This window comes from Haloferula helveola, assembly GCF_037076345.1.
Classification (GTDB): Bacteria; Verrucomicrobiota; Verrucomicrobiia; order Verrucomicrobiales; family Akkermansiaceae; genus Haloferula; species Haloferula helveola.
This window is the reverse complement of the sequence record NZ_AP024702.1, coordinates 599,536-621,202: the sequence shown is the minus strand read 5'-3', so window position 1 is coordinate 621,202 and position 21,667 is coordinate 599,536. Positions and strand designations below refer to the sequence as shown.

The window sequence follows — 21,667 nt, the reverse complement described above, 5'->3', positions numbered from 1 at the left end:
GGGCGCCATGAATTCAACGGCACCCCGGACCTCCGGACAAGGGGAATGCGGAACCTGCGTTTTTCGGTCGCGAAGGTCAGCCGAGGTTCGCGAGTGGCGAGCTCGCATCACCGAGCGACTTGGCGTCCGCACCAGCCCTTTCCAGCAGTCCAAGCCACAGTCGGCAGAGCGGTGTGCCGTCGTCATAGACGAGGTGCCGGCCGGTCTTGAGCCCGGCCTTCGAGCCTCCGGAAATGACGATCGGGACGTTGCGCGGATTGTGGCTGTTGCCGTCGCGGATCGGCGAGCCGAAGCCGATCATGCAATGGTCGAGCAGGGTGCCGTCACCTTCCTTCAGTTCCTTCATCCGTCCGAGGAGGTAGGCGTACTGATCGACGTGCCAGCGGTTGATCCGCTCGTACTGGTCGAGCTGCCCCTTGTCGTTCTTGTGGTGGGAAATCTCGTGGTGCCCACCATTCACTCCGTCGAGGAACGAGAAGTTCCGGCCGGTGACATCGTTGCCGAACATGAAGGTCGAGACACGTGTCGAGTCCGACCAGAAGGCCAGTGCCATCAGGTCCATCATGATGCGGCAGTGCTCGCCGTGGTCGAAACGCGGACGCGAGTTAAGCTCCTCCTCACGCGAGGCCTTGCCCATCGCCTTCGAGATCTTCTTGTCGAGTTCCGAGATCTTGCCGAGCAGCTCCGGTGGAAGGTTTTCACCGGCGCCGAGGGTGTTGGCTTCCTGCTCGATGCGGCGTTCGACCTCGCGCACCGATTCGAGGTACTGCTCAAGCTTGGCCTTGTCCGAGGAACCGAGCTGCGACTGCAACCGGCGAGCGTCCTCGCGAACGAGGTCGAGGACGGACTTCTCATCCGCCGCCTGCTTTTCGCCGCGGGCGGAGCGGGTGCGGAAGAGGCGGTCGAAGGCGATGCGCGGATTGATCTCGCAAGGCAGGGGAGAGTTGGCGGCCTTCCATGCGATGTGGGAGGCGTAGAGCCGCGTGTAGTTGACGTTGCGGTCGATCCCGGTCGCGACCGGTTCGGTTCCAAGCTCGAGGGACGGCAGCTTGGTGTCGCGGCCGATCTGCCGCGCGGCAATCTGGTCCATTGAGATGCCGTTGGCCGAAATGTCGGAGCCGGTCGTCTTCGAGATCGTGGTGCCCGTCAGCCAGCCGCCGGTCTTGACGTAGTGGCCGTCGCCCGTGAACGACGCCTTGTTCTGGAGGCCGGTCAATACCAGCAGGTCCTGCTTGTGGGCCTCCAGAGGTTTGAGGATCGGTGAAAGCTCGAACGACCCGCCCTTGCCGTCGGGGGTCCAGCGGTCGGACCGCACGCCGTTGGGCATGTAGAGGAGCCCGAGTCGAACCGGTGCGGCCGTGCCGGTTCCGGCTGCCATCAGCGGGCGCATCGCATCGAGAAACGGCAGGGCGAGGGTGGCGCCGGCGCCGCGGAGGAAAGACCGGCGGGGCAGAAGCCAGCGTTGGGATTGGAGATTTGCCATGGCGGAATCGGGGTGGGTGCTAGCGGGTCGCGCTGCGGTGTTGGAAAGGGTGGGATTCGACGATCGCGAGGACCAGCGAGCGGGCCTTCAGTTTGTCTTTTCTCAGCCGGTCGACGAGCTCGGTGATGACGGGTTCATCGTAGTACTCGAGTTGCCGCCCGAGGGCATAGGATAGCATCCTCCGTGCGATGTTCTTCAGAAAAAGATCGTCGCTGGTGAGCAGCAGGTCTTTCAGCTCGGCGGGCGTCGAGAAAGTGATGTCGCCCGGCATGACGGCGAGGGAGTCAACCGGCTGCCCGTTGACGTCCTTGTCGCGCCAGCGGCCGATGGCGTCGAAGTTCTCGAGCCCGAAACCGAGGGGGTCGATCTTCGAGTGGCAGCCGGAACAACCGGCCTTGTCGCGGTGGAGTTCGAGTTGCTTGCGGAAAGAGAGCCCTTCCGCCGAGCGGTCATCGGCGGGGAGCACCCCCGCATTCTGGGGCGGGGGAGGTGGCGGTGTTCCAAGCAGGTTGTCGAGGATCCACACGCCGCGTTTCACCGGGCTCGTCCGGAGCGGCATCGAGGTCGCGGTCAGGATCGACGCCTGCCCGATCACGCCGCCGCGGTTGCGGTCCTTGAGCCGGACCATGCGCATCTCGTCTCCCGAAACGCCTGGAACTCCATAGAGGCGGGCGAGTTCACTGTTGAGGAACGTGTAGTCGGCATCGATGAGTTCGAGGACCGGCCGGTTGTTGCGGATGACGTGTTTCAGGAAGTCGACCGATTCGCGGTACATCGCGACCCGGAGCGAGGGTGTGAATTCGGGGTAGCGGTCGGTGTCCGGATTCGCCGTTTCCCGCAACTCATCGAAACCCAGCCACTGGCCACCGAAGTGGCGTGCGAAGAACTCGATCCGCGGATCATCGAGCATGCGCAGCGTCTGCTGACGAAGGACCTCGGGCTGCGACAGCTTTCCCTCGTCGGCCAGACGGAACAGCTCCCGGTCGGGCATGGATGCCCACAAGAAGTAGGAGAGCCGGACGGCGAGTTCGAAGTCGTTGAGCCGCCACTCGGCCTTGCCCGGTTCGTCGTGCTCGACGCGGAATAGAAACGAGGGATGGACGAGAAGAGCCTGGAGAGGGGCGCGCATCGCTTCCTCGAACGAGTCGCCGCGCTCTTTCGCCGTTTTGAAGAGCTTGATGAAGCGGTCGGTTTCCTCGTCGGTGATCCGTCGCCGGAACGCGAGAGAGCCGTGGATGGTGAGGTTTTCGCGGGCGGCTTGTTCCGGTGGTTTCTTGTCGTCCGGACGCGACAGCAGGATCTTATCGAGGTCCTTGGGTGACCCGTAGAGTGACTTCACCACCTTCCGCGAGGCGCCGAGGTATTTCTCGAGCAGAACCGGCGGCACGAACAGCGCGTCCCCGGTGTTGTTGAAGCCGGAGCCGCCGGCGCCGTCGGCGGGGAACCCCTGGCCGGCGAGGAAGTCGACACCAAACAGGTCGCGGACCGTGTAGGAATACTCGTCGCGGTTCAGGCGACGGATCGTCGGTCGGCCCGCCTTTCTGGGGAAGTCGCCCTTGGCGAGCTTCTTGCGGACGCGGTCGATCTCGGCGAGGAAGACCTTCCGCTCGTCCTCGGACGGCAACTCGTCGACGTCCTCCTCGGGCGGCATGTCCTCCCAGCGCACCGCTTCCGCGATCTTGTCGAGGAACTCATGGTGGCGAAATGCCGAGTCCGTTGAGGTCAACCCGTGGACCTCGACGCCGCCCTCCGGGTCGTTCGCTCCATGGCACTCGTAGCAGTGCTTTTCGAGGAAAGGCACCGCCTTGGTGGCGAAATCGTCGGCCTTCGCCGCGATGGCGAGGGCGATGACAAGGAGCGGGCGCATGGCGCTGAAAACGTGGCCCCGGTGGCCGAGTTTTCAAGGGATCGTGGCCGCTCCGGGATCCGCGGGTCAAAGCAGATGGGCTCCCAGCGACGGTCGTGACGCGAAGATCTCGGGTGCGATGCCGGTCGCGCTCTGGTACTCCTTCTCCAGTGTTTCCGCGATCGATTCAACGCGGGTGCTTTCACAGAGGGTAACGGTCGAGCCACCGAATCCACCGCCGGTCATGCGTGCGCCGATCACACCGCCTGCCCGTCCGATCGCCCGTGCGATCTCGACCATCGTGTCGAGTTCCTTGCAGGAGACTTCGAAGTCGTTGCGCAGGGATTCGTGGCTGGCGGCCATGAGCGGGCCAAGAGCCTCGAAGTCATTCGCTTCAAGTGCCTTGGCCGCGGCGATGGTGCGGGCGATTTCGCCGACCACGTGGCGGGAGCGGCGGTTCACAGGATCACCGAGGCGCTCCCAGTTCGCTTCGACATCGGCCATCGTCACATCGCGCCACGTGCTCTTGCCGATCACTGCCAGTCCGTCCTCGGTGTTCTTGCGCCTTGAAGCATAGCCGCCGTCGGACAGTTCGTGGTGCACCTTGGTGTTGGCGACGATGACCGTCAGGTCGGGATTTCCGAAGGGAACCAGCTCGGGTTCGCCCGAACGGCAATCGATCAGGACCAGCCGGTTGGCTTGACCGAAGGCGGAGGCGAACTGGTCCATGATGCCGCAGGGGACGCCGGCGAAGTCGTGCTCGGCGCGTTGGCACAGGAGAGCCTTCTCCTTGGTGTCGAGCACCGTATCGAGCAGTCCCTCGAGAAGGGTCGCTGTCGCGCACTCGAGGGCGGCGGAGGACGAAAGTCCCGCGCCGAGCGGAACGGACGAGACGATCGTAGCATCGAAACCGGGAATCGTATGGCCGCGGTCCTGGAACCCGCGGATCACTCCACGGATGTAGTTCGCCCACTTCGGCTGTCCCGGCTCCTTCTTCTTGTCGAGGTTCAGCGTGACCGGCTCTTCGCCGCATGAAACGATATGGGCCTCACGACTGGAGTTCGCCGCCGCGGCGACCACGATGTAGCGATCGATGGCGAAGGGCATCACGAACCCGTCGCAGTAGTCGATGTGTTCGCCGATCAGGTTGACCCGCCCGGGGGCCGCGGCGGTGACGGTCGGTTCGACGCCGTAGCGTTCCTGCAGTTCCGAGGCGGCGTCGGCCGCGAGATCGGCGAGAGGTGTGTTGAGTTGGAGCGGCATGGGAAGGAAAGTCAGTTCTCCTCGGACGAAGGTTCTTCGGTAGCGGACGGATCGGTCGATTCAAAGCCGGGGGGCTTCCGATAAATGCCGCGTCCGTGCCGGGTCGGGTCCGCTTCCTGCGAAGACAGGCGGAACGACCAGCGGAACTCGCCTTCTGGCTTGATGCGGTACTTTTCGAGCGGTTGCTGTCCCCACGAGTTGGTTCCGCCGACACCCATGTTGCGGCAGTCGATCCGGATCGTGTAGATGTCACCCGGAAGAACGTCGACACTGTGACGTGCGAGTTCAAGCTGCAGCGGGTCGCAGGGTAGAACCGCCATCTGGAGGAGTTGTTCCCCGAGCGCGTCCACCCTGAGACCGGTTCCTTTGAAGCGCGGGGTAATCTCCAGCCAGCGGACGCCGGTGCGCAGGCCTGCTTCCTGGGGATCGAGGTAATTGTGGAAAAAGCCGCTGACGGGTCTGCTGTGGACACCGGTCCAAGCGCCGGTATGGCGGTCTTCGTAGTTCTCTCCGGGGCCCGCGCCGAACCAGTGGCAGTCGATGTTCGTCGACGGGATGCCTGCCCTGAGTCCAACCCGCGGAATGATGGGGAGATTGCCACCCGAGGGTCGGAACGTTGCTTCGACCTCGACTTGACCCGATGGCAGGAACTTCCAGACGAGGGTTGCCGTGCTATTGCCCACCGGGACTTCGATGTCTGACTTCACGACACAGGCGTTGTCGCGCATTTCTGCCGCAACCGAAGTGGCGCTGGCCTTCGCGCCTGCTTCGCTCCAAGCGGACAGCCTCGACGGATATCCGGCTCCCTCGTCGTTGTTGGTCATCGGTCGCCAGAAATCCAGCTGCATCGGGCTCGCGAGTTGTTGAGTCGCTCCGGTCTTCCAAGACTCGAGCATTCCGGTCGATCGATCCACGGCTGCCTCGAATCTCTCGCCAGCGATGGTGATCCCGTCATCCCCGTCCTTAAAGGTTATCTCACCCTCGGAGGGGAGAGCCTCCGGTGGGGTCCGTTTGCCCCATGGCAGTTTGTGTTCGTCGAGGGCGATCGTGCCGCCTTTCGGAACTCCCATGGTTGCAGTCGTGCGGACGAAACGGATCTGGAGGGTCCAAGCGGAATCGTCCGTGGGTTTGACTCCGGTCGGGATGGTCACCTCGTGGGTCGATTGCGGTTCGACGGGGGGCAGTTCGAGCTTTCCGGAGGCAGCCATTTCTTCGTCCTTCAAGAGCACCCATAGGGCGGAGACGTCGTCGAGCGGGCGGAAGAACCGCTCGTTGAGAATCTTCACCTGCAGGTTCGGGGATGAGTCATCGATCATGGAAGTGTGAATCTCCTGATGGACCTTCCAGACCTCGGCGTGGTGGGGGTTCCGCGTGAGATTCGGCATCATGATGCCGTTGAGGCAGAATGAGCGCTGGCTCGGCCGGTCGTTGAAGTCGCCTCCGTATGCGTAGAAGGGACGGGTTTTCTTCTTGGCAGCATCTTCGGTGAAGCGGAGATCGATCACCGGTGCGGGTTGCTTGGCCGGATCAGCCGAAGGACCGAGAGCCTTCGCGTAGACCCTCGCGCGCCGGATCGACCCATCGAAGCGGCGGGTTGGCTTCTCGGTATTAAGTCCGACACCCAGATCGAAGCCATTGACATTGATCCGGCCGGAAGTGGGTTTGCTGGCGACCTCCTTTCCATCGATTCGGATGGTCATTTTCGCCCCGTCGTAGGTGCCGACCAGATCGTGGAACTCACTTCGCCAATTTTCGGGAAGGGGCGCCCTCAGGGTCTGCCAGTTGTCGGTGTAGACAAAGAACTCGAGATTGCTTCCGGACGGATCGATTTTCAGCGAGTAGGCGGTGTCGCCCTTGGTCAGCAGAGGGTAGCCGTCCGACGCGTTGCGGTTGTTGTCGCCGCCACCTTGGGAACGGGCACCGCCGAAATTGCCTCGCGCCTCAACATGCAGGGTGACGGATTCCGTCAGTCCGAGCTTTGCGGAGTCGGATGCGGTCAAGCCGCCACCGTAGAGCCCTTCATCTGTGGAGAGGGAGCCCAACAGTGCGGTCTTGTGCCCGTTGCCGGAGCGGTCCTCCACGGCGTCGTAGGCGTGCTTGATGGAGAAAAGCCCTTGGTCTTTCCAATCCCAGATGAATCCGCCCTGGAGCAGGCGTTCGGAACGGAAGGCTTCCCAATACTCCGCAAGATTGCCGGAAGAATTGCCCATCGCGTGATTGTATTCGCACTGGATCATGGGGCGCTGTTCGTTCAGCGGCTTCTTCGCTTCCTCTTTCGCGTAGCGAAGGCTCTCGGTAACGGGGGCATACATCGGTGCGAAAACGTCCACATGCGGGCGCTGACGGGCTTGCTCGTAGTGGACCGGTCGGGACGGGTCGCGCTCGCGGATCCACTTCGACATCTCTTGGAAATTCACGCCGTCACCCGCCTCGTTGCCCATCGACCACATCACGACGCAGGGATGGTTCTTGTCGCGCTCCAGACAGTTCTTCATCCGATCGAGGTGAGCGGGACCCCATGACGGGTCTTTGGCGAGGGGATTCGCATCGGGACCCCAGCCCATGCCGTGGGTTTCGACGTTGGCCTCATCGATCACGTAGAATCCGAGGCGGTCGCAAAGTTCGAGGAAGATCGGTTCGTTCGGGTAGTGGGAGCAGCGCACGGCATTGATGTTGGAGCGCTTCATCTCGAGGAGGTCGGCGATCATATCCTGCGGCGTTACGTAGTGCCCGGTTCGCGGATTGTGGTCGTGCCGGTTCACTCCCTTGAACAGGATCGGTTTCCCGTTGTGGAGGAAGTTGCCGTCTTTCACTTCATTCCTCCGGAAGCCGGTCTGCCCCGGGTGGATCGCGAGCACTTCGCCATCGGCGTTTTTCAGCGTGAGCAGGTAGGCATAGAGTTTCGGAATCTCCGCGGACCAAGGCTCGATGTCGGGCAGGCGGTCAGGTTTGAGCGAAAGGGTGCCACCGGAGAGTTTCGACGAGGCGCTCGCGATGGTCTTGCCGTCGCTACCCAGAAGCTCGAATTCCACACTTCCCGCGGGCTGCTCTCCGGAGAGATCCCGCACTTCGACTTCAACCTCGAGCGTTCCGGTCCGGTAGTCGTCGGCCAGCCCGGCCTTGACCCAGATATCCCGGACCTGCAGGGAGGCGGATGACCAGAGATAGACGTCGCGGAAAATGCCGGAGAGCCGCCACATGTCCTGGTCTTCCAGATAAGATCCGTCCGAATACTGGAACACCTGCACGGCCAGCGTGTTCTCGCCGGACTTGAGGAACTTGCCGATATTGAATTCGGCAGGGGTTCGGGAGTCCTGGGAATATCCGACATGTTCGCCGTTGATCCACAGGTGGAATGCGGAGTCGACTCCGTTGAACACGATGAAGGTTTCGCGGTCCTCCCAATCCTTCGGGACCGTGAAGTTGCGGCGATAGCATCCGACCGGGTTGCGTTCGTCTTCCGGAAAGTTGGTGAAGTGTCCGGGCGGGGTGCCCATTACCCGTGGCGGGTCGGCTTTGAACGGATACTCCGAGTTGGTGTAGAGCGGCACGCCGTAGCCATGGAGCTGCCAGTTCGAGGGAACCGGGATACTTGGCCAGGCGCTGATGTCGAACCCGGGCTTTTCGAAGCCTTCGGGAACCGCGGACGGAGTGCCGGCATAGTGGAACTTCCATTCGCCTTCGATGCTTTCTCCTCCGGAAGGTAAGGCACCCGAACGGTCATTCAACGATTGAACCCAAGGAGTGGGTTCCGGCTTCTTTTTCAGCAGCTCCGCCCGTTCAGGGTAGGGCACTGATGTCGCCCGCGGCGCTTCCTTGTTGATTCGGAAAATGGCTTGGTTTTCCCAAACCGGGGCGTCGGGTTGGGCGAGGACAGGGAGGGTCAGGAGGAGCAGGTAAGGAAGAACCTTCATCGGTCGGGTTTGGGGCGGGGTCGGGCGGAATCCTGATGGATTCGGGAGGGCGAGGCAAAGGGGAAGTGGGTCACCCCGGGGGCTGGCGGACACAAAAAAACCCGCCCGGAGGACCGGGCGGGTTGGCAGATGCCGGAAAGCTCAGAACTTCGCGAATGTCGAGTAGATCGCGATGACGATGATGACCAGGACGACACTCGCCCACTTGGCGCCTTTCCAAGGGGTCAGGTCGATCGGCGTGCCGCTCTCGAGTTTCCACGCGGTCTTTCTGGGGGCGACCGCAGCCCAGACCACCATCATCAGGATCAGGAAGGCGAAGGTGAAGCCGAGGAAGTGGAAGTTGTAGCGGAAGACCTTGTCGACGGCGGGGGCGACGCCCGGGACGAAATACTTGATGGCGATCATTGCCAGGCCCGTGACCATCGCGGCCGTCGCGGCCTTCGCCGGCACCCGCGGGTGGAGCATGCCGACCACGACCACCGCGAAGATCGGGATGAAGTAGATCGCGTTCATGTCCTGCAGGTAGGCAAAGATGCTGTCCTGGCCGGCCAGCAGCGGTGCGACGAACATCGCGGCGATGGCGATGGCGACGACGAAGATCTTGGCCGCCTTGACCATCTGCTGCTCGCTTCCCTTCGGATTGATGACGTGGTGGTAGAGGCCGATACTGAACAGCGCCGAGGTGCTGTTGAGTGCGGCGTTGAACGAACTCAGGATGGCGCCGACCATGACCGCCGCGAAGAAGCCGGTGAGGTGGGGAGGAAGGACCTCGCGGACGAGGGTGCCGTAGGCCTTGTCGTTCGAGACGCCGTCCTGGGCGAAGAGATGGTAGGCGACGATGCCGGGCAGCACGAGATAGACCGGACCGAGGAGCTTCAGGAGGGCGGTCAGCAGCACGCCCTTCTGGCCTTCCGCGAGGCTGCTGGCGCCGAAGGTCCGCTGGATGATCTGCTGGTTGGTGCACCAGTAGAAGAGGTTGAGCAGCGCGACACCGGTGAACAGGGTGCTGAACGGTACGCTGGTCTCCGGTGTGCCGATCGAGTTCAGGCGCTCCGGATTGGCTTCCTTGAGCATCTTGAAGCCTTCGGCGACACCGCCGCCGTCGCTGACGCGGTTGAGGGCGAACCACGCGATCATGAAGCCACCGACGAGCAGGCCGATCCCGTTGATCGTGTCGAGAACCGCGAGGGTCTTGAGGCTGCCGAAGCGCGAGTAGAGCGAACCCATGATGCCGATCATGAAGACGGTGAGCCACAGGATGACCGTGTCGGGCTCGACGCTCTTGCCGAGGATGTCGACCGGCTGGTTGATGCCGGTGAGCGCCTTGAGGTCGAGCATTTCCGACAGACCGACGGCACCACTGTAGAGGATGATGGGAATCAGCAGGAAGGCGTAGGCCAGAAGGAAGATCATGTTGGCCAGCGTCTGGGTCGAGCGGTCGAACCGGTTCTCGAGGAACTGCGGCACGGTCGTGATGCCCGACTTGAGGAAGCGCGGCAGGAAGAACAGCGCCATGATGACCAGCGCGATGACCGCGACCACCTCCCATGCCATCACGCAGAGGCCGTCTTTGAACGCCGCACCGTTGAGGCCGACCATCTGTTCGGTCGACAGGTTGGTGAGCAGCAGGGAGCCGGCGATGATCGGGAAGGTGAGCGAACGGCCGCCGAGGAAGAATCCGTCCGAGGTTCCCTTCTCATCCTTGCGGGTGATCAGGAAGGTGATGAACGCCGCGAAGAGCGTGAACGCGAGGAATGAGAGAAGCGTCATGGATGGGTTCGGGTGGATGGGTTCGGGGTGGGAGATTCAAATGGGGCCGGCCGGGGCACGGCAAGATTGGAATGTGTGAGCAGGGATGGGTTTGAAAAAGGCCGCCGGGAACTCCGACGGCCTCTTGGAAGTGGTTCGCGGATCACTCCGCAGTGAATTTGTGGACCATCACGTGGCGGTAAGTCTCGCCGGGCCGGAGCACGGCACTCGGGAAGCTCTCGTGGTTCGGGGCGTCCGGGTAGTTCTCGGTCTCGAGGCAGCAGGCGGTCCGGTGCGGGTAGGCGGTGCCTTCCTTGCCGACGCTTTTGCCGTCGAGGAAATTGCCGCCGTAGAACTGGATGGCCGGCTGGTTGGTGGTGATCTCCATCACGCGGCCGGTCTTCGGATCCTTGAGGCGGGCGGCCAGCGCGAGTCCGTCGGCATCGGGTTCGGTGAGCACCCAGCAGTGGTCGTAGCCGAGGCCCAGCTTGAGCGGTTCGTAGTCGGTTTCGACGCGGTCGCCGATCACGGCCGGCTCGGTAAAGTCCATCGGGGTGCCCTCGACCGGAGCGAGCTCACCGGTCGGGATCAGACCGGCGTCGGTCGGCAGGAAACGGTCGGCATGGAGGGTCAGGATGTGATCGTTGATCGAGGACTTCGGATCTCCCGACAGGTTCCAGTACGTGTGGTGGACGAGATTCAGCACCGTCGGTTTGTCGGTGGTGGCGCTGGCCTCCCACTTGAGCTCGTTGTCGTCGGTGAGCGTGTAGGTGACCTTTGCGGTCAGCTTCCCCGGATAACCCTCCTCGCCGTCGGCGGAGACGTATTGGAGAGTGATCGAGCCGGGCGCGGTTTCGGTCACCGTCCACATGCGTTTGTTGAACCCGACGTCGCCGCCGTGAAGGTGGCAGGGGATGCCGCCGGGGTCGTTGTTGGTGGCGAGTTCGTAGGTTTCGCCGTCGAGCGTGAACTTGCCGTGGGCGATGCGGTTACCGAAGCGTCCGACCGAGGCTCCGAAGTAGGGATTGGTATCGCCTTGATAGCCTTCGACCGAGTCGAAGCCGTGAGTGATGTCGGCGAGCTTGCCGTCCTTGTCGGGGGCGGTGAGGGAAACCAGCGTGGCCCCGAAATCCGTCACTCGGGCCGTCATGCCGTTCTTGTTGGTCAGGGTGTAGACCTTGGCTTCACGTCCGTCGGCAAGGGTTCCGAAGTTTTCCACAGGCAGGCTGGTTTGGGGTTCTGGGTTGTTCTCGGTGGAGGTGTCGCAGGAGGCGAATACGGCCACGGAGGCGGCAAGGAAAAGGCGCAATCGAGTCTTCATGGGTTGATTTCGGTTTGATGCGGGCATCACGCCGAAGTCCGGCGCTCTGCCTGTCTCCCGGATCGGGAGCCGTCCGCCAAGTCATTTCGCGGGCTGCGCAACCGTGCGGTAGAATTTCGCGACGCGGCGGTTGTCACTTGCCGATGCCGAGTGCCGTCAGCGCGATAAGGCCATCTCCCGGGCGCTTGCGTTTCCTTGGAGGGCACGGTGGAATGACGACAGGATGAGCTCAGAATTTGCGGATTGCGAACCGGCCGTGTGGTTGTCGTCGGTGTTGGAAAGCTTCGGATGCCAGACGGGCACCCTGCACCGCTCGCCGGACGGGAAGTGGCTTGATCTGGTGGTGGCGATCGGTGTGCCGGAGTCGCTGATGGGCACCATTTCGAAGATTCCCTTCGGCAAGGGGATCGCCGGTGCGGCGGCCTCGACCCGCGAGCCGGTGGAACTGTGCAACCTGCAGCAGGACCTCGGAGGGGTCGCCAAGGAAGGCGCCCGTCAGACCAAGGTCTCGGGCTCGTTGGCGGTGCCTGTCTTTTCCGCTGACGGATCCCGGGTGCTCGGCACCTTGGGCATCGGCAAGTTCGAGCCCTACGACTTCTCCGATGCTGAGAAAGCGTCGCTTGCCGCCAAGGCCCGGGAGGTCGCGGCCGCATGGGAAGCGGAGTCCGGCCATTGACCGACGCAGCGGGGTTGTTAGTTTGGAGGCATGAAAGCGGAGGAAGCGGCCAAGAAGATCCTCGATACGATGCTGGGACATCTCGATTTCCCGGTGAATATCGAGCTTCAGGAAACCGAGGACGGGCCGTGCCTCCAGATCCTGACGAGCGAAAGCCAGTTCCTGATCGGGCGCGACGGCGAGCGCCTCGATGATCTCCAGTACTTGGTGAACCGCATTCTCAAGAAGCACTTTCCGAACGCCAAGCGGATCAAGATCGACTGCGAGCACTACCGGGCGATCCAGGAGGATCACCTCGTGGAAGAGGTCAAGGGTCTGGCGGAGCGGGTAAAGGCATCGGGAAAACCTTTCAAGATGCGCCCGCTCAACGCGTATTACCGTCGGCTGGTGCACAACGCGCTGGTCGATGACGACGAAGTCGCAAGCTCGTCGCCGGGCGGCGATGACCGCCTGAAACGGATCACTCTCAAACCCAAGAAATCCAAAGACGCATGAAGCGCTTTCTGTTCGACTGCGGCACGCGAGACTCGCTCGCCTCGAGCGGTCTCCTCGTCCTCCGGGCCGCCTTCGGGCTGATGATGCTCATCGGCCACGGCTGGCCGAAGCTCGGGAAGTTCGAGGCGATGAAGGATGGCTGGGCGGTTCCTGCGATCTGGCCGCTTTCCACCATGTCGCCGCCGGTCAGCCTGGTGGCCACCCTGGTGGCGGAGATCGGTTGCGCCGCCTTGCTTGTGCTGGGCCTGGCTACTCGGCCGGCCGCATTCATTCTGGGCTTCGCGATGCTGGTGGCTGCGTTCCAGGTTCACGGCGGCGGTCCTGTGTTCCTGCCGGCCGACGGTGCCAAGGAACCCGCTCTCCTCTACCTGTTCCCGTGCCTGGTCCTGATCATTTCGGGAGCCGGCAGGTGGTCGGCTGACGGGTTGATCTACAAGGAGAAGAAGCGGAGATTTTTCTGAGCATGGAAACGCAACGGCTCGTTCTTCCCGAGGATCTCAACCATCTCGGCTTCCTGTTTGGCGGCCGCCTGCTGGCATGGGTCGATGAGGCGTGCTGGATCGCGGCGTCGCTCGAGTATCCGCATTGCCAGTTCGTCACGATCGGCATGGACCGTGTCGAGTTCCTGCACTCGGTCCGCGAAGGAACGATCCTCTCGATCCGCAGCGAGTTGGAGCGAGAGGGGACCACTTCGGTCACCTACAAGGTGGAAGTGGTGAACCGCCGCAATGCCGGAGCACCCCCGATCTTTTCGACCAAGGTGACCTACGTCAGCGTCGACGACACCGGGCGCAAGCGGCCCTTGCGCTAGGATCTGTTCACGAATTGCGTGCGATGATGAATGCCGCTACCAGATAGACCGCAGAGAAAAAGGTCTGAGAAAGCTTGTCGTAGCGCGTGGCAATGCGTCGGAAGTGTTTGATCTTGTTGAAGAACCGTTCGACCCGGTTTCGGCGGCGGTAGCGATTCCGGTCATACCGGATGACGCCTGCCCTTGAGTTGATCGGCGGGATCACCGCTTCAATGCCCTCGAAGTTCAGGCGCTCGCGGATGCGATTGGCGTCGTAACCCTTGTCGAGCATGGCTGCTTCCAGAACGTTCTCCGGCTGGAGGCTTTCGAAGAGTGTCTCGAACTGCCTGCCATCATGGGCCTGGCCAGGGGTAAGATGCAGCGCCACGCTACAGTTCTCATCAATGGTTGCTGCGTGAATCTTGGTGCTCAATCCCCCTCGAGAGCGTCCGAGAGCCTGATCGGAAGAGTTTTTTTTGGCGCTCCGGCCGCATGCTGATGAGCTCGGACTGTGGTGGAGTCCATCATCAGTTCACGAGCTCCGGCAAAGTGCCCGCCTTGCATTTCCTGCCAAAGGCGCTTCCACACACCACGCTCCTGCCACCGCCGGAAACGCATGTAGACGGCATGCCAATAGCCCAGTTCAGGAGGTAGATCGCGCCACGGGCAACCTGTCCGGTTCAGATAAAGAACCGCCTCCATGAATTCGCGATCACTCATGGCCGGTGGAGCTCCCGCACGCGAATGCTTCGCCTTGGTCAGAGCACTTTCAATCTGCTCCCAAATCTCGTCGGTGATCATGCTTCGAGGATGTCCAGCTGGCATCCGAAGCTTGAAACAAACGCTTCAGGAAAAGTACAGATTTAATTCGTGAACAGATCCTAGGGTGCGGGGATTTCCGCGACGAACGATTCGATCTCGTCGAAAACCCGGCGGCCGGCGATCGCGAACAGGTCGTTGTGGCCGGCGCGTTCGATACCGGTGAAACGCTTGAAGGTCGCGGGACTGGCCGTGGCCAGTTGCCTTCCATGGTCGGTTGGGATCACACCGTCGCGCAGCCCGTGGATCACCAGCAGCGGCGTGTCCATTCGGCGGACGCGCTTGAGATTCGGGAAGCGGTTGCCGGGAAGGATGTAGTTGGCAGGAGGACGGACGGCGAAGGTCGAAGTGAAGGGCGAGATCAGCACGAGGGCGCGTGGATCCTGCTTGGAAGCCAGCCACACCGACGGGCCACCGCCGACGGAGCGTCCGACGATCACGATGTCCTTGCCGGCGACCTGCTGGTCTTCGGTCAGGTAATTCCATGCCGCGTCGATCGCGCGCTCGCACGACGATTCCGTCGGTGATCCCGTCGAGTGCCCGTAGCCGGGATAGTCGTAGGCCAGCACTCCCCAGCCACGGCGGCGCCATTCCTGATAGAGGTCGATCGAACCGCCGATGTCTTCGGCGTTTCCATGCGAGTAGAGGACGGTCGGCTGACCCGGCGAGGCCGGGAAATGCAGGGCCCGGATGGTTTCGTCCTTGGTCGTGTCGAAGCTGACGATGCCCTCGGCATCGGCAACGTATCCGGGTCGGGGCGGGAAGAAGATCAGCTTGTCCGCCATGGTGCACGAGAACACCGCAAGCGCACACCAGATGATGGCGATGCCTCGCAGCAGGCGGAGCAGGGGATGAAGTCGCTTCTTGGCCATCGACCTGCAACAGATGCGGGCCGTCCCGCGACATCAAGCGGATTCGGACGGCATCCGCTCAGGCGGAGGCGGGCGCCTGTTGGTCGAGGAAGGACTTGCGGCAAAGTTCGGCGTATTTGCCTGCCCTAGCGAGAAGCTCCTCGTGGTTGCCCTGCTCGATCACTCGGCCGGCCTCGAGGACGTAAATCCGGTCGGCGTTCTGGATGGTCGACAGGCGGTGGGCGATAACGAACGCGGTGCGGTCACGCATCAGGGCGTCGAGCGCGTCCTGGATCTGCCGCTCGGTTTCCGAGTCGACCGAGGCCGTCGCCTCGTCGAGCAGGAGGATCGGGGCGTTCTTGAGCAGCGCGCGGGCGATCGACAGCCGCTGTTTCTCGCCTCCCGAGAGTTTCACGCCCCGCTCGCCGACGTTCGTGTCGAGTTGCTTCGGAAGTTCGCGGGTGAATTTGGCCGCGTGAGCCGCATCGAGGGCCGTCCAGATTTCGTCCTCGGTGGCGTCGCGCTTGGCCAGCAGCAGGTTCTCACGGACGGTGCCGTTGAAGAGGAAGGGCTCCTGCGTGACGTATCCCAGCCGCTCGCGCAGCGATGTCTTTGCAAGTGTGGCGATGTCGGTGCCGTCGATGGTGATCCGCCCCGAGCTGACCTCGTAGAAGCGGTTGAGCAGCGAGAGGACCGTGGACTTTCCAGCGCCCGTCGAACCGACCAGAGCGATCGTCTTGCCCGGTTCGGCATCGAGTTCGACCTCGTTCAGGGTCGGCTGGTCACCGTAGGCGAACGAGACGTTTTCGAACCGCACATGGGCTCGGATCAACTCGGGCAGCCGATCTCCGTCAGCCGCGTTTGGCTCGTCCTCGGAGTCCATGATCTCGAATACCCGATCGCCCGCGGCCCGCGACGAGAAGATCATTTGGTTGAGTTGGCGGAGCTTGGTGACCGGTTCGTAGAAGAGGCTGAGGAGCAGGAAGAAGGTCACCAGCTCGCCTGGCTCCATCCGTCCCTGAATGACCGCTACGCCGCCGAAGCCGAGGACGAGTCCGTAGCCGAGCATCCCGGCGAACGACATGCTCGGGTTGTAGATCGCCCACCACTTCATCAGGTAAAGGGTCGCCTTGCGGACCTTGTCCGACAGCCGGTTGAAGTTCGCATGTTCGTCCGCCTCGGCGGCATAGGATTTGATCTGGCGAATGCCGGCGATGTTGTCGTGCAGGAGGGAGTTCAGCGCGGATGTCGCGTTCCGCTCGGCCTTGTGACGGTGTCGGGCGTCCTTCGAGTAGATCCACGCGCCGACGATCAGGATCGGGATCGGCATGGTGGCCCAGAGCGCGACCTGCCAGTCGGTCAGATACATCACCAAGCCGACGGCAATCAGCTGAATGCCGGCCACCAGCCCGAGCTCGATGCCGTCGATCAGGACCCGCTCCATCGCGGTGACGTCCTCGACGACGCGGGTCATCACGTCGCCCGTGCGACGCGAGTCGAACCAATTGAGCGGCAGCCGCTGGATTTTCCGGTAAAGATCCGAGCGGATGTCGTAGATGACGTTCTGCTCGAAGTGGTTGTTGACGAAGATTCGGGCGCAATTGAGGCCGTCTTTGAGGAAAAAGCTGCCGATCCCCAGAAGCACCCACATCAGCAGCTCCCCGTGGCGCGCCGGATCTGGGAGGATGTCGTCGATCACGAATCCGGTGATCGAGGGGAAAAAGATCACCGCCACGGCCATCAGCGTGGCGCAGAAGAATTGGGCGGTCGCGAGGCCGGGATAGCGCTTCAGGTAGGCGAAAACTCGAAGGACGGAATTCATCGGGCGGCGCACCGTTGTGGCAGTGTCCATCCTTTGTAAAGCCAAGGCTCGCAATGAAGCATTTAAAGGTTGCCGGGGGAGGGCGCGGATCCCTAGTTTTCGCCTCCAAGAAGACCCAATCTTTCAAACAAAACCTTATGGCCAACATTTTTGCCATCATCACCGCCGTGCTCCTGGCGGCTTCCGCCTACCTCGCGTTCAAGAATAACGAGATGTACAAGGACGAGATTTCCGACCGCCAGTCGGAGGAAAGCCGCCTTGATACCAGCCGCAACCGCCTGACCAGTCTGAGGACCCAGCGCGACGACACCATCGCCGAGCGCACCGGGGTCGAGGAAGACACCGTGGTGAAGAAGGATCAGGAAGAAAAGCAGAAGGCGACCAACACCGGACTTCAGGACGACATCGACTCGAAGAAGAGCCAGGTCGAGGACAACGCCCGCAAGATCGCCGAGATCGAGGAGCAAACGAAGGAGCTGGGTGAGATCAGCGACATTGCCGCCAAGATTCGCCGCATGAAGGGTGAGATTGCTTCCCTCGAGGACGAGCAGGCCGACAAGGAAGCCACTCTGGCCCGACTGCTGGGCGAGAAGTCGTCCACCGAGGCGACCATTAGCAACTACAACACGGAGAACGAGGCGATCACCAATCAGCGTTCGTTCTTCGACAGCGCGCGGATCAGCGCGATCTACGCCCCTTGGGGTTTCGTCACGCTGAACGCCGGTAACGGCGCAGGTGTGGTGAGCGGCTCTTCGCTCGACGTCGTTCGCGACGGTGAGACGGTCGCCAAGCTCCGCGTCCGCTCGGTCGAGTCCGGCCGTGCCGCGGCCGACGTCGTCCCGGATTCGCTTTCCGAAGACATCACGCTCATGGTTGGGGATCGGGTGGTTCCCTCCGCTGCCGATGAGCCCGCCAAGCCGGAACCGAAGGAAGAGGCGGCCGAAGATGGTCTTTCCGTCGACTGAAGCCTGAGCCGCTCGAACCCCTTTCAAACAACCCAATGAAGGTCCTATTCTACATTCTCTCGGTGCTCGCCATCTGTGCGGCGGCCTATTTCTCGAACGTCAACAAGTCGAACTTCCTCGAGCAGCAGCAGGTCCGGAAGGACACGATCGCTCTGAATCGCCGGGTTTCGGCCGAAGGCGACAAGACCGAAGCCCAGCTGAAGGACGAGAAGAAGAAGCTTACCAGCGCGAAGGAGGAAAACGCCGAAGTGGTTCAGAGCATCGCCAGCCTCGAAGGCAAGGCGCAGGGCCTGAAGCGCGAGCTCGGCGAGATCGAAGCCGAACTTGAAGAGCAGGAGCAGACGCTCGCCGATGCCGAGAAGGCTCGTCTCGAGGTCGAGAAGGCCCTGACCGACATGGGTCTCCAAGGTCCGTTCACGATGGACAGCATTCAAGGCAATATCAAGTTGCTTGAGGACAAGCGCAAGGAGCTCACCCAATCGATTGGCGAGCTGGAGAACAACATCGGCGCCGCCGAGAAGTCGGTTGCTCGCAACCGCGACAACATCGATCGCCTTTCCCAGCGCAAGCAGGCCCGCAATCGCCGCATCGCCGCCAACGCCATGGAGTCGGTCATCACGGCCGTCGACCAGGACTGGGGTTTCGTCGTGGTCGGAGCCGGTAGCAACAGCGGCTTTAGCCCGCAGAAGCGTCTGATCGTGAAGCGTGACGGCCGCGTGATCGCCGAGGTCAAGCCCTCCAGTATCGAGGCCAGCCAGACGATCGCCGAAATCGACTACGAAACGGTAGTCCCGGGAGTCCGCATCCAGCCGGGCGACCGCGTCATCATCTCCAAGCCGGCCGCGAACTGAGCCGTCCTTCGGTCTGATTTTCCCGCCTCCGCGTGCTTGATCGCCGCGGAGGCTTTTTTATGCTCCCGCCATGCGCTTGATGAAGTTCCTCGGTTTGTTGTCGGTCCTCGGACTGATTCTCGCCCTCGGTTCGTGCACGACCAGCGATCCGGATCTGGACCCGAAACCGACGACCCCACAGTCGAGTTCCAGCCAGAATCCGTGGAATCGTCCGATTTCCGGTCAAGGTGGCGGCGCGATCGGTGGTGCGCTGCCGAATCAGATGCGTCGCTGATCCTAGCCGGATTCGTCGGTTATCGGTGATATGGTTCGCCGCGCTTGAGCGTGGCGACCCGGTAGAGCTGCTCAAGCAGGACGACCAGTGCCAGTTCGTGCTGGAGGGTCAGGCTCGAGAGTTGCCAGAGGTCGTCCGCGGCTTTCCGAAGTTCTTCGGTGTGGCCATCGGATGCGCCGATCAGGAACGACACCCTCTTGATGTCACCGCGCATTTCGAGGGAGGTCAGCCGCGATTCCCAGCTGGCGGTTTCGAGCGCCGTGCCCCGTTCGTCGAGCGCGATCCGATAGTCGCCTTCGGAGCGCTCCAACAGGGTGGCTGAGACGCTCTCGGAGTCGCCTGCCTTGATGTGGACCAGCTCGTAGTTCCCGTAGCGTCCCAAGCGCTTGAGATACTCGGCCACGCCCGCCTTGGCGTAGGCGAGAGCGGGCTTTCCGGCGACGATGATGCGGATGCGCACGGGGCGATCCAATGGCGCCGGACCGGCCAGACCAAGGGAATTGTTTCCGGGCGGGTGTGGGTCGAAGTCGAGGCTTGCGGGGCGGCGCGGGGCAGAGAATACTTAGGACATATGAAGTATCTGCTTCTTCTCCTTCCGGTATTCGTGTCGTGCACCGGAACCGATCCACATTCGGAGGTCGCCCACAACCGCAAGGTGATGGCGCTTCAGGAGAAGTTCGATCGCTTTGACTACAATGCCAACGGCAAGCTGACCCGCACGGAGATCGAGCAGGGACTGCGCGAATCGTCCGTGGAAGGAGTGACTCCCGCAGAGATCGACGCGTTGATGAAGCACTACGACATCAACGACGACGGCGGGATCTCACGCTGGGAGGCCCAGCACGCGATCAACTCGCCGCTTCCAGAGCACCAGTAGTGGCCTAAGCGGTCAGCGGATCCGCTCAAGCAGCCACGGCAGCAGCGCTTCGACCGGCAGGCGTTCCTGCTCCATCGAGTCGCGGTGGCGGACGGTCACGGTGCCTTTGTTCTCGTCGCCATTCTCGCCGAGTGTGTCGAAGTCGATGGTGATACAGAAAGGCGTGCCGACCTCGTCCTGGCGACGGTAGCGGCGTCCGACCGCGCCACCGTCGTCGTAGAAGACGGTCATCCACGGCTGCAGGGTCTTCTGGATCTCCTTGGCGATCCGGACCTGCTCCTCGTTCTTCTTCAGCAGCGGGAAAATGCCGACCTTGATCGGCGCCATGCGCGGCGTGAAGCGCATCACGGTGCGAGTCTCGGTCTTGCCCTTGTCACCGGTGACTTCCTCTTCGTCGAAGGCCTCGCAGATCAGGGCGAGAACGGTCCGGTCGCAGCCGGCGGACGGCTCGACGACGTGCGGGATGAAGCGTTCCTTGGTTTCCTCGTCGAAATATTCGAGCGGTCGACCGGAGCCCTCCTGGTGGACACCGAGGTCGTAGTCGGTCCGATAGGCGACTCCTTCCAGCTCCTGGATGCCGAACGGGAACTCGAACTCGATGTCGTAGGTCTTCTTCGAGTAGAAGGCGCGCTCGTCGTCGGGAACGTCGAGGATGTGCAGTTTCTCCCGGGGGATACCGATCTCCTCGTAGAAGCAGAGGCGGCTCTCAAGCCACTCGTCGGTCAGGCGCAGGCCGTCTTCCGGGCGGCAGAAATACTCGATTTCCATCTGCTCGAACTCACGGCTGCGGAACGTGTAGTTGCGCGGGTTGATCTCGTTGCGGAACGACTTGCCGACCTGTGCGATACCGAACGGCAGCTTGATGCGGTTCGAATCGAGGATGTTCTTGTACTGGCAGAAGATCGACTGCGCGGTCTCCGGGCGGAGGAAGGCGATCGCGTTCGGATCGTTGTCGTCAGCGGAAGCGCCGACGCGGGTCTGGAACATCAGGTTGAACTCGCGCGCCTCCGTGAGGAGGGAGCCGTTCTCCGGATTGAAACGGGTGGTTCCCGTGAGCTCCTCGCGTTTCTCCTCGAGCAGTTCGAGTTCCTTCGGCGAGACCTTCTTGTCGGGCATGAACTGGCCGTAGAACTGTCGTGCCGTCTTCTTGGCGGAATCGGGTTCCTTGCCGGTCGGAACGAGCACCGCGAACGCCTTGTCGGTGCTCCAGCCGGATGCCTCGTGTTTGGCACCGGAGTACCAAACGGCGGTGCCGTCCTGCGGCTCGATCTGGTCGGCGCGGAGGCGGGCCTTCGAGAGCAGGCAGTCGCACATCGGATCGCTGAAGCCATCGAGGTGGCCCGAGGACTTGAGGACCTGCTGCATGGTCAGGATGGAGCCGTCCATGCCGAGCACATCATCGCGCTCCTGTACGGTCTTGCGCCACCAGTAGTCCTTGAGATTGCGCTTCAGTTCGGCGCCCAGCGGGCCGTAGTCCCAGCAACCGTTGAGTCCGCCGTAGAGTTCGCCTGCTTGGAAAATGAAGCCGCGGCGTTTGCACAGGGAGACGATCTTCTCCATGCGTACGGGGTCGGTGTGGTCTTTGTTGGCCATGAGCTTGTCCGGGAAAGGTGGGCGGGGAGGAAATCAGCCCGACTCCCCGCGGGCAAGGCGGGATTGTGCGGTCTGTCC

The 21,667-nt window shown here is 62.4% G+C and carries 18 protein-coding genes and 1 pseudogene; 8 read left to right on the top strand and 11 right to left on the bottom strand.

All coding sequences use genetic code 11. From position 1 onward, the window contains the following. Nucleotides 1–76: 76 nt before the first annotated feature. The 6 genes from HAHE_RS02055 to HAHE_RS02030 form a co-directional block, all read right to left on the bottom strand. Nucleotides 77–1,483 carry a DUF1552 domain-containing protein gene (locus HAHE_RS02055; protein WP_338688160.1) on the bottom strand — a complete coding sequence of 469 codons (1,407 nt, stop codon included), beginning with the start codon at nt 1,481–1,483 and terminating at the stop codon, nt 77–79. A gap of 19 nt (nt 1,484–1,502) precedes the next feature. Next, nucleotides 1,503–3,350 (bottom strand): DUF1592 domain-containing protein, encoded by a 1,848-nt coding sequence (locus HAHE_RS02050; protein WP_338688159.1) that lies wholly within the window; start codon nt 3,348–3,350, stop codon nt 1,503–1,505. 66 nt (nt 3,351–3,416) lie between these two features. Continuing rightward, complete coding sequence (galK, locus tag HAHE_RS02045) at nt 3,417–4,592, bottom strand: galactokinase (protein WP_338688157.1); 1,176 nt, start codon at nt 4,590–4,592, stop codon at nt 3,417–3,419. 11 nt (nt 4,593–4,603) lie between these two features. Continuing rightward, nucleotides 4,604–8,506 (bottom strand): glycoside hydrolase family 2 TIM barrel-domain containing protein, encoded by a 3,903-nt coding sequence (locus tag HAHE_RS02040; RefSeq protein ID WP_338688155.1) that lies wholly within the window; start codon nt 8,504–8,506, stop codon nt 4,604–4,606. A 141-nt stretch (nt 8,507–8,647) separates the two neighbouring features. Next, a complete protein-coding gene (locus tag HAHE_RS02035) occupies nt 8,648–10,276 on the bottom strand; it encodes a solute:sodium symporter family transporter (protein ID WP_338688153.1) in 1,629 nt (542 codons plus the stop codon). A gap of 142 nt (nt 10,277–10,418) precedes the next feature. Next, on the bottom strand, nt 10,419–11,576 hold the full coding sequence (locus HAHE_RS02030; RefSeq protein ID WP_338688151.1) for an aldose epimerase family protein: 1,158 nt from the start codon (nt 11,574–11,576) through the stop codon (nt 10,419–10,421). Nucleotides 11,577–11,799: 223 nt separating this feature from the next. On the opposite strand from HAHE_RS02030, the gene HAHE_RS02025 reads away from it, so the two are divergent. The 4 genes from HAHE_RS02025 to HAHE_RS02010 are packed head-to-tail and all read left to right on the top strand — an operon-like array spanning nt 11,800 to nt 13,558. Next, nucleotides 11,800–12,252: a GAF domain-containing protein gene (locus HAHE_RS02025; protein WP_338688149.1), complete on the top strand. Its 453-nt coding sequence runs from the start codon at nt 11,800–11,802 to the stop codon at nt 12,250–12,252. Nucleotides 12,253–12,282: 30 nt separating this feature from the next. Beyond that, nucleotides 12,283–12,747, top strand: coding sequence for a protein jag (locus HAHE_RS02020; RefSeq protein WP_338688148.1), 465 nt, complete (start codon nt 12,283–12,285; stop codon nt 12,745–12,747). After that, nucleotides 12,744–13,208 carry a DoxX family protein gene (locus tag HAHE_RS02015; RefSeq protein ID WP_338688147.1) on the top strand — a complete coding sequence of 155 codons (465 nt, stop codon included), beginning with the start codon at nt 12,744–12,746 and terminating at the stop codon, nt 13,206–13,208. The genes HAHE_RS02020 and HAHE_RS02015 overlap by 4 nt, the downstream gene beginning before the upstream one ends. Nucleotides 13,209–13,210: 2 nt before the next feature. Continuing rightward, nucleotides 13,211–13,558, top strand: coding sequence for an acyl-CoA thioesterase (locus HAHE_RS02010; RefSeq protein ID WP_338688144.1), 348 nt, complete (start codon nt 13,211–13,213; stop codon nt 13,556–13,558). Between the two features lie 10 nt (nt 13,559–13,568). Here the strand turns inward: HAHE_RS02010 and HAHE_RS02005 are convergent. The 3 genes and pseudogenes from HAHE_RS02005 to HAHE_RS01995 form a co-directional block, all read right to left on the bottom strand. Beyond that, a pseudogene (locus HAHE_RS02005) lies at nt 13,569–14,378 on the bottom strand (IS5 family transposase); the annotation flags it as partial. A gap of 40 nt (nt 14,379–14,418) precedes the next feature. Then, nucleotides 14,419–15,228, bottom strand: a complete 810-nt coding sequence (locus HAHE_RS02000; RefSeq protein ID WP_338688142.1) for an alpha/beta hydrolase — start codon at nt 15,226–15,228, stop codon at nt 14,419–14,421. A 58-nt stretch (nt 15,229–15,286) separates the two neighbouring features. Continuing rightward, entirely contained in the window at nt 15,287–17,029 is a 1,743-nt protein-coding gene (locus HAHE_RS01995; protein ID WP_338688141.1) for an ABC transporter ATP-binding protein, read from the bottom strand. Between the two features lie 137 nt (nt 17,030–17,166). Here HAHE_RS01995 and HAHE_RS01990 point away from each other — a divergent pair, with 137 nt between their 5' ends. The 3 genes from HAHE_RS01990 to HAHE_RS01980 all read left to right on the top strand — a co-directional run bounded on the left by HAHE_RS01990 (nt 17,167) and on the right by HAHE_RS01980 (nt 19,119). Next, on the top strand, nt 17,167–17,994 hold the full coding sequence (locus HAHE_RS01990; protein WP_338688140.1) for a hypothetical protein: 828 nt from the start codon (nt 17,167–17,169) through the stop codon (nt 17,992–17,994). A 35-nt stretch (nt 17,995–18,029) separates the two neighbouring features. After that, nucleotides 18,030–18,845, top strand: a complete 816-nt coding sequence (locus HAHE_RS01985; protein WP_338688139.1) for a hypothetical protein — start codon at nt 18,030–18,032, stop codon at nt 18,843–18,845. 70 nt (nt 18,846–18,915) lie between these two features. Further along, a complete protein-coding gene (locus tag HAHE_RS01980; protein WP_338688138.1) occupies nt 18,916–19,119 on the top strand; it encodes a hypothetical protein in 204 nt (67 codons plus the stop codon). 19 nt (nt 19,120–19,138) lie between these two features. Here the strand turns inward: HAHE_RS01980 and HAHE_RS01975 are convergent, their stop codons facing one another. Continuing rightward, complete coding sequence (locus tag HAHE_RS01975; RefSeq protein WP_338688136.1) at nt 19,139–19,579, bottom strand: 23S rRNA (pseudouridine(1915)-N(3))-methyltransferase RlmH; 441 nt, start codon at nt 19,577–19,579, stop codon at nt 19,139–19,141. A 111-nt stretch (nt 19,580–19,690) separates the two neighbouring features. Between HAHE_RS01975 and HAHE_RS01970 the strand changes: the two genes are divergently transcribed. Further along, nucleotides 19,691–19,996, top strand: a complete 306-nt coding sequence (locus HAHE_RS01970) for an EF-hand domain-containing protein (RefSeq protein WP_338688133.1) — start codon at nt 19,691–19,693, stop codon at nt 19,994–19,996. Between the two features lie 12 nt (nt 19,997–20,008). Here HAHE_RS01970 and HAHE_RS01965 read toward each other — a convergent pair whose 3' ends face one another. Beyond that, a complete protein-coding gene (locus HAHE_RS01965) occupies nt 20,009–21,589 on the bottom strand; it encodes a glycine--tRNA ligase (RefSeq protein ID WP_338688130.1) in 1,581 nt (526 codons plus the stop codon). Nucleotides 21,590–21,667: the final 78 nt, after the last annotated feature.

What these genes read in the sequence shown, in the direction of transcription:
- HAHE_RS01995 (WP_338688141.1), bottom strand. Translation starts at nt 17,029, where the DNA reads ATGAATTCCGTCCTTCGAGTTTTCGCCTACCTGAAGCGCTATCCCGGC.
- HAHE_RS02035 (WP_338688153.1), bottom strand. Translation starts at nt 10,276, where the DNA reads ATGACGCTTCTCTCATTCCTCGCGTTCACGCTCTTCGCGGCGTTCATC.
- HAHE_RS01970 (WP_338688133.1), top strand. Translation starts at nt 19,691, where the DNA reads ATGAAGTATCTGCTTCTTCTCCTTCCGGTATTCGTGTCGTGCACCGGA.
- HAHE_RS01965 (WP_338688130.1), bottom strand. Translation starts at nt 21,589, where the DNA reads ATGGCCAACAAAGACCACACCGACCCCGTACGCATGGAGAAGATCGTC.
- HAHE_RS02010 (WP_338688144.1), top strand. Translation starts at nt 13,211, where the DNA reads ATGGAAACGCAACGGCTCGTTCTTCCCGAGGATCTCAACCATCTCGGC.
- HAHE_RS01990 (WP_338688140.1), top strand. Translation starts at nt 17,167, where the DNA reads ATGGCCAACATTTTTGCCATCATCACCGCCGTGCTCCTGGCGGCTTCC.
- HAHE_RS02050 (WP_338688159.1), bottom strand. Translation starts at nt 3,350, where the DNA reads ATGCGCCCGCTCCTTGTCATCGCCCTCGCCATCGCGGCGAAGGCCGAC.
- HAHE_RS02040 (WP_338688155.1), bottom strand. Translation starts at nt 8,506, where the DNA reads ATGAAGGTTCTTCCTTACCTGCTCCTCCTGACCCTCCCTGTCCTCGCC.
- HAHE_RS02000 (WP_338688142.1), bottom strand. Translation starts at nt 15,228, where the DNA reads ATGGCCAAGAAGCGACTTCATCCCCTGCTCCGCCTGCTGCGAGGCATC.
- HAHE_RS01985 (WP_338688139.1), top strand. Translation starts at nt 18,030, where the DNA reads ATGAAGGTCCTATTCTACATTCTCTCGGTGCTCGCCATCTGTGCGGCG.
- galK (WP_338688157.1), bottom strand. Translation starts at nt 4,592, where the DNA reads ATGCCGCTCCAACTCAACACACCTCTCGCCGATCTCGCGGCCGACGCC.
- HAHE_RS01980 (WP_338688138.1), top strand. Translation starts at nt 18,916, where the DNA reads ATGCGCTTGATGAAGTTCCTCGGTTTGTTGTCGGTCCTCGGACTGATT.
- HAHE_RS02025 (WP_338688149.1), top strand. Translation starts at nt 11,800, where the DNA reads ATGAGCTCAGAATTTGCGGATTGCGAACCGGCCGTGTGGTTGTCGTCG.
- HAHE_RS02020 (WP_338688148.1), top strand. Translation starts at nt 12,283, where the DNA reads ATGAAAGCGGAGGAAGCGGCCAAGAAGATCCTCGATACGATGCTGGGA.
- HAHE_RS02015 (WP_338688147.1), top strand. Translation starts at nt 12,744, where the DNA reads ATGAAGCGCTTTCTGTTCGACTGCGGCACGCGAGACTCGCTCGCCTCG.
- HAHE_RS02055 (WP_338688160.1), bottom strand. Translation starts at nt 1,483, where the DNA reads ATGGCAAATCTCCAATCCCAACGCTGGCTTCTGCCCCGCCGGTCTTTC.
- HAHE_RS02030 (WP_338688151.1), bottom strand. Translation starts at nt 11,576, where the DNA reads ATGAAGACTCGATTGCGCCTTTTCCTTGCCGCCTCCGTGGCCGTATTC.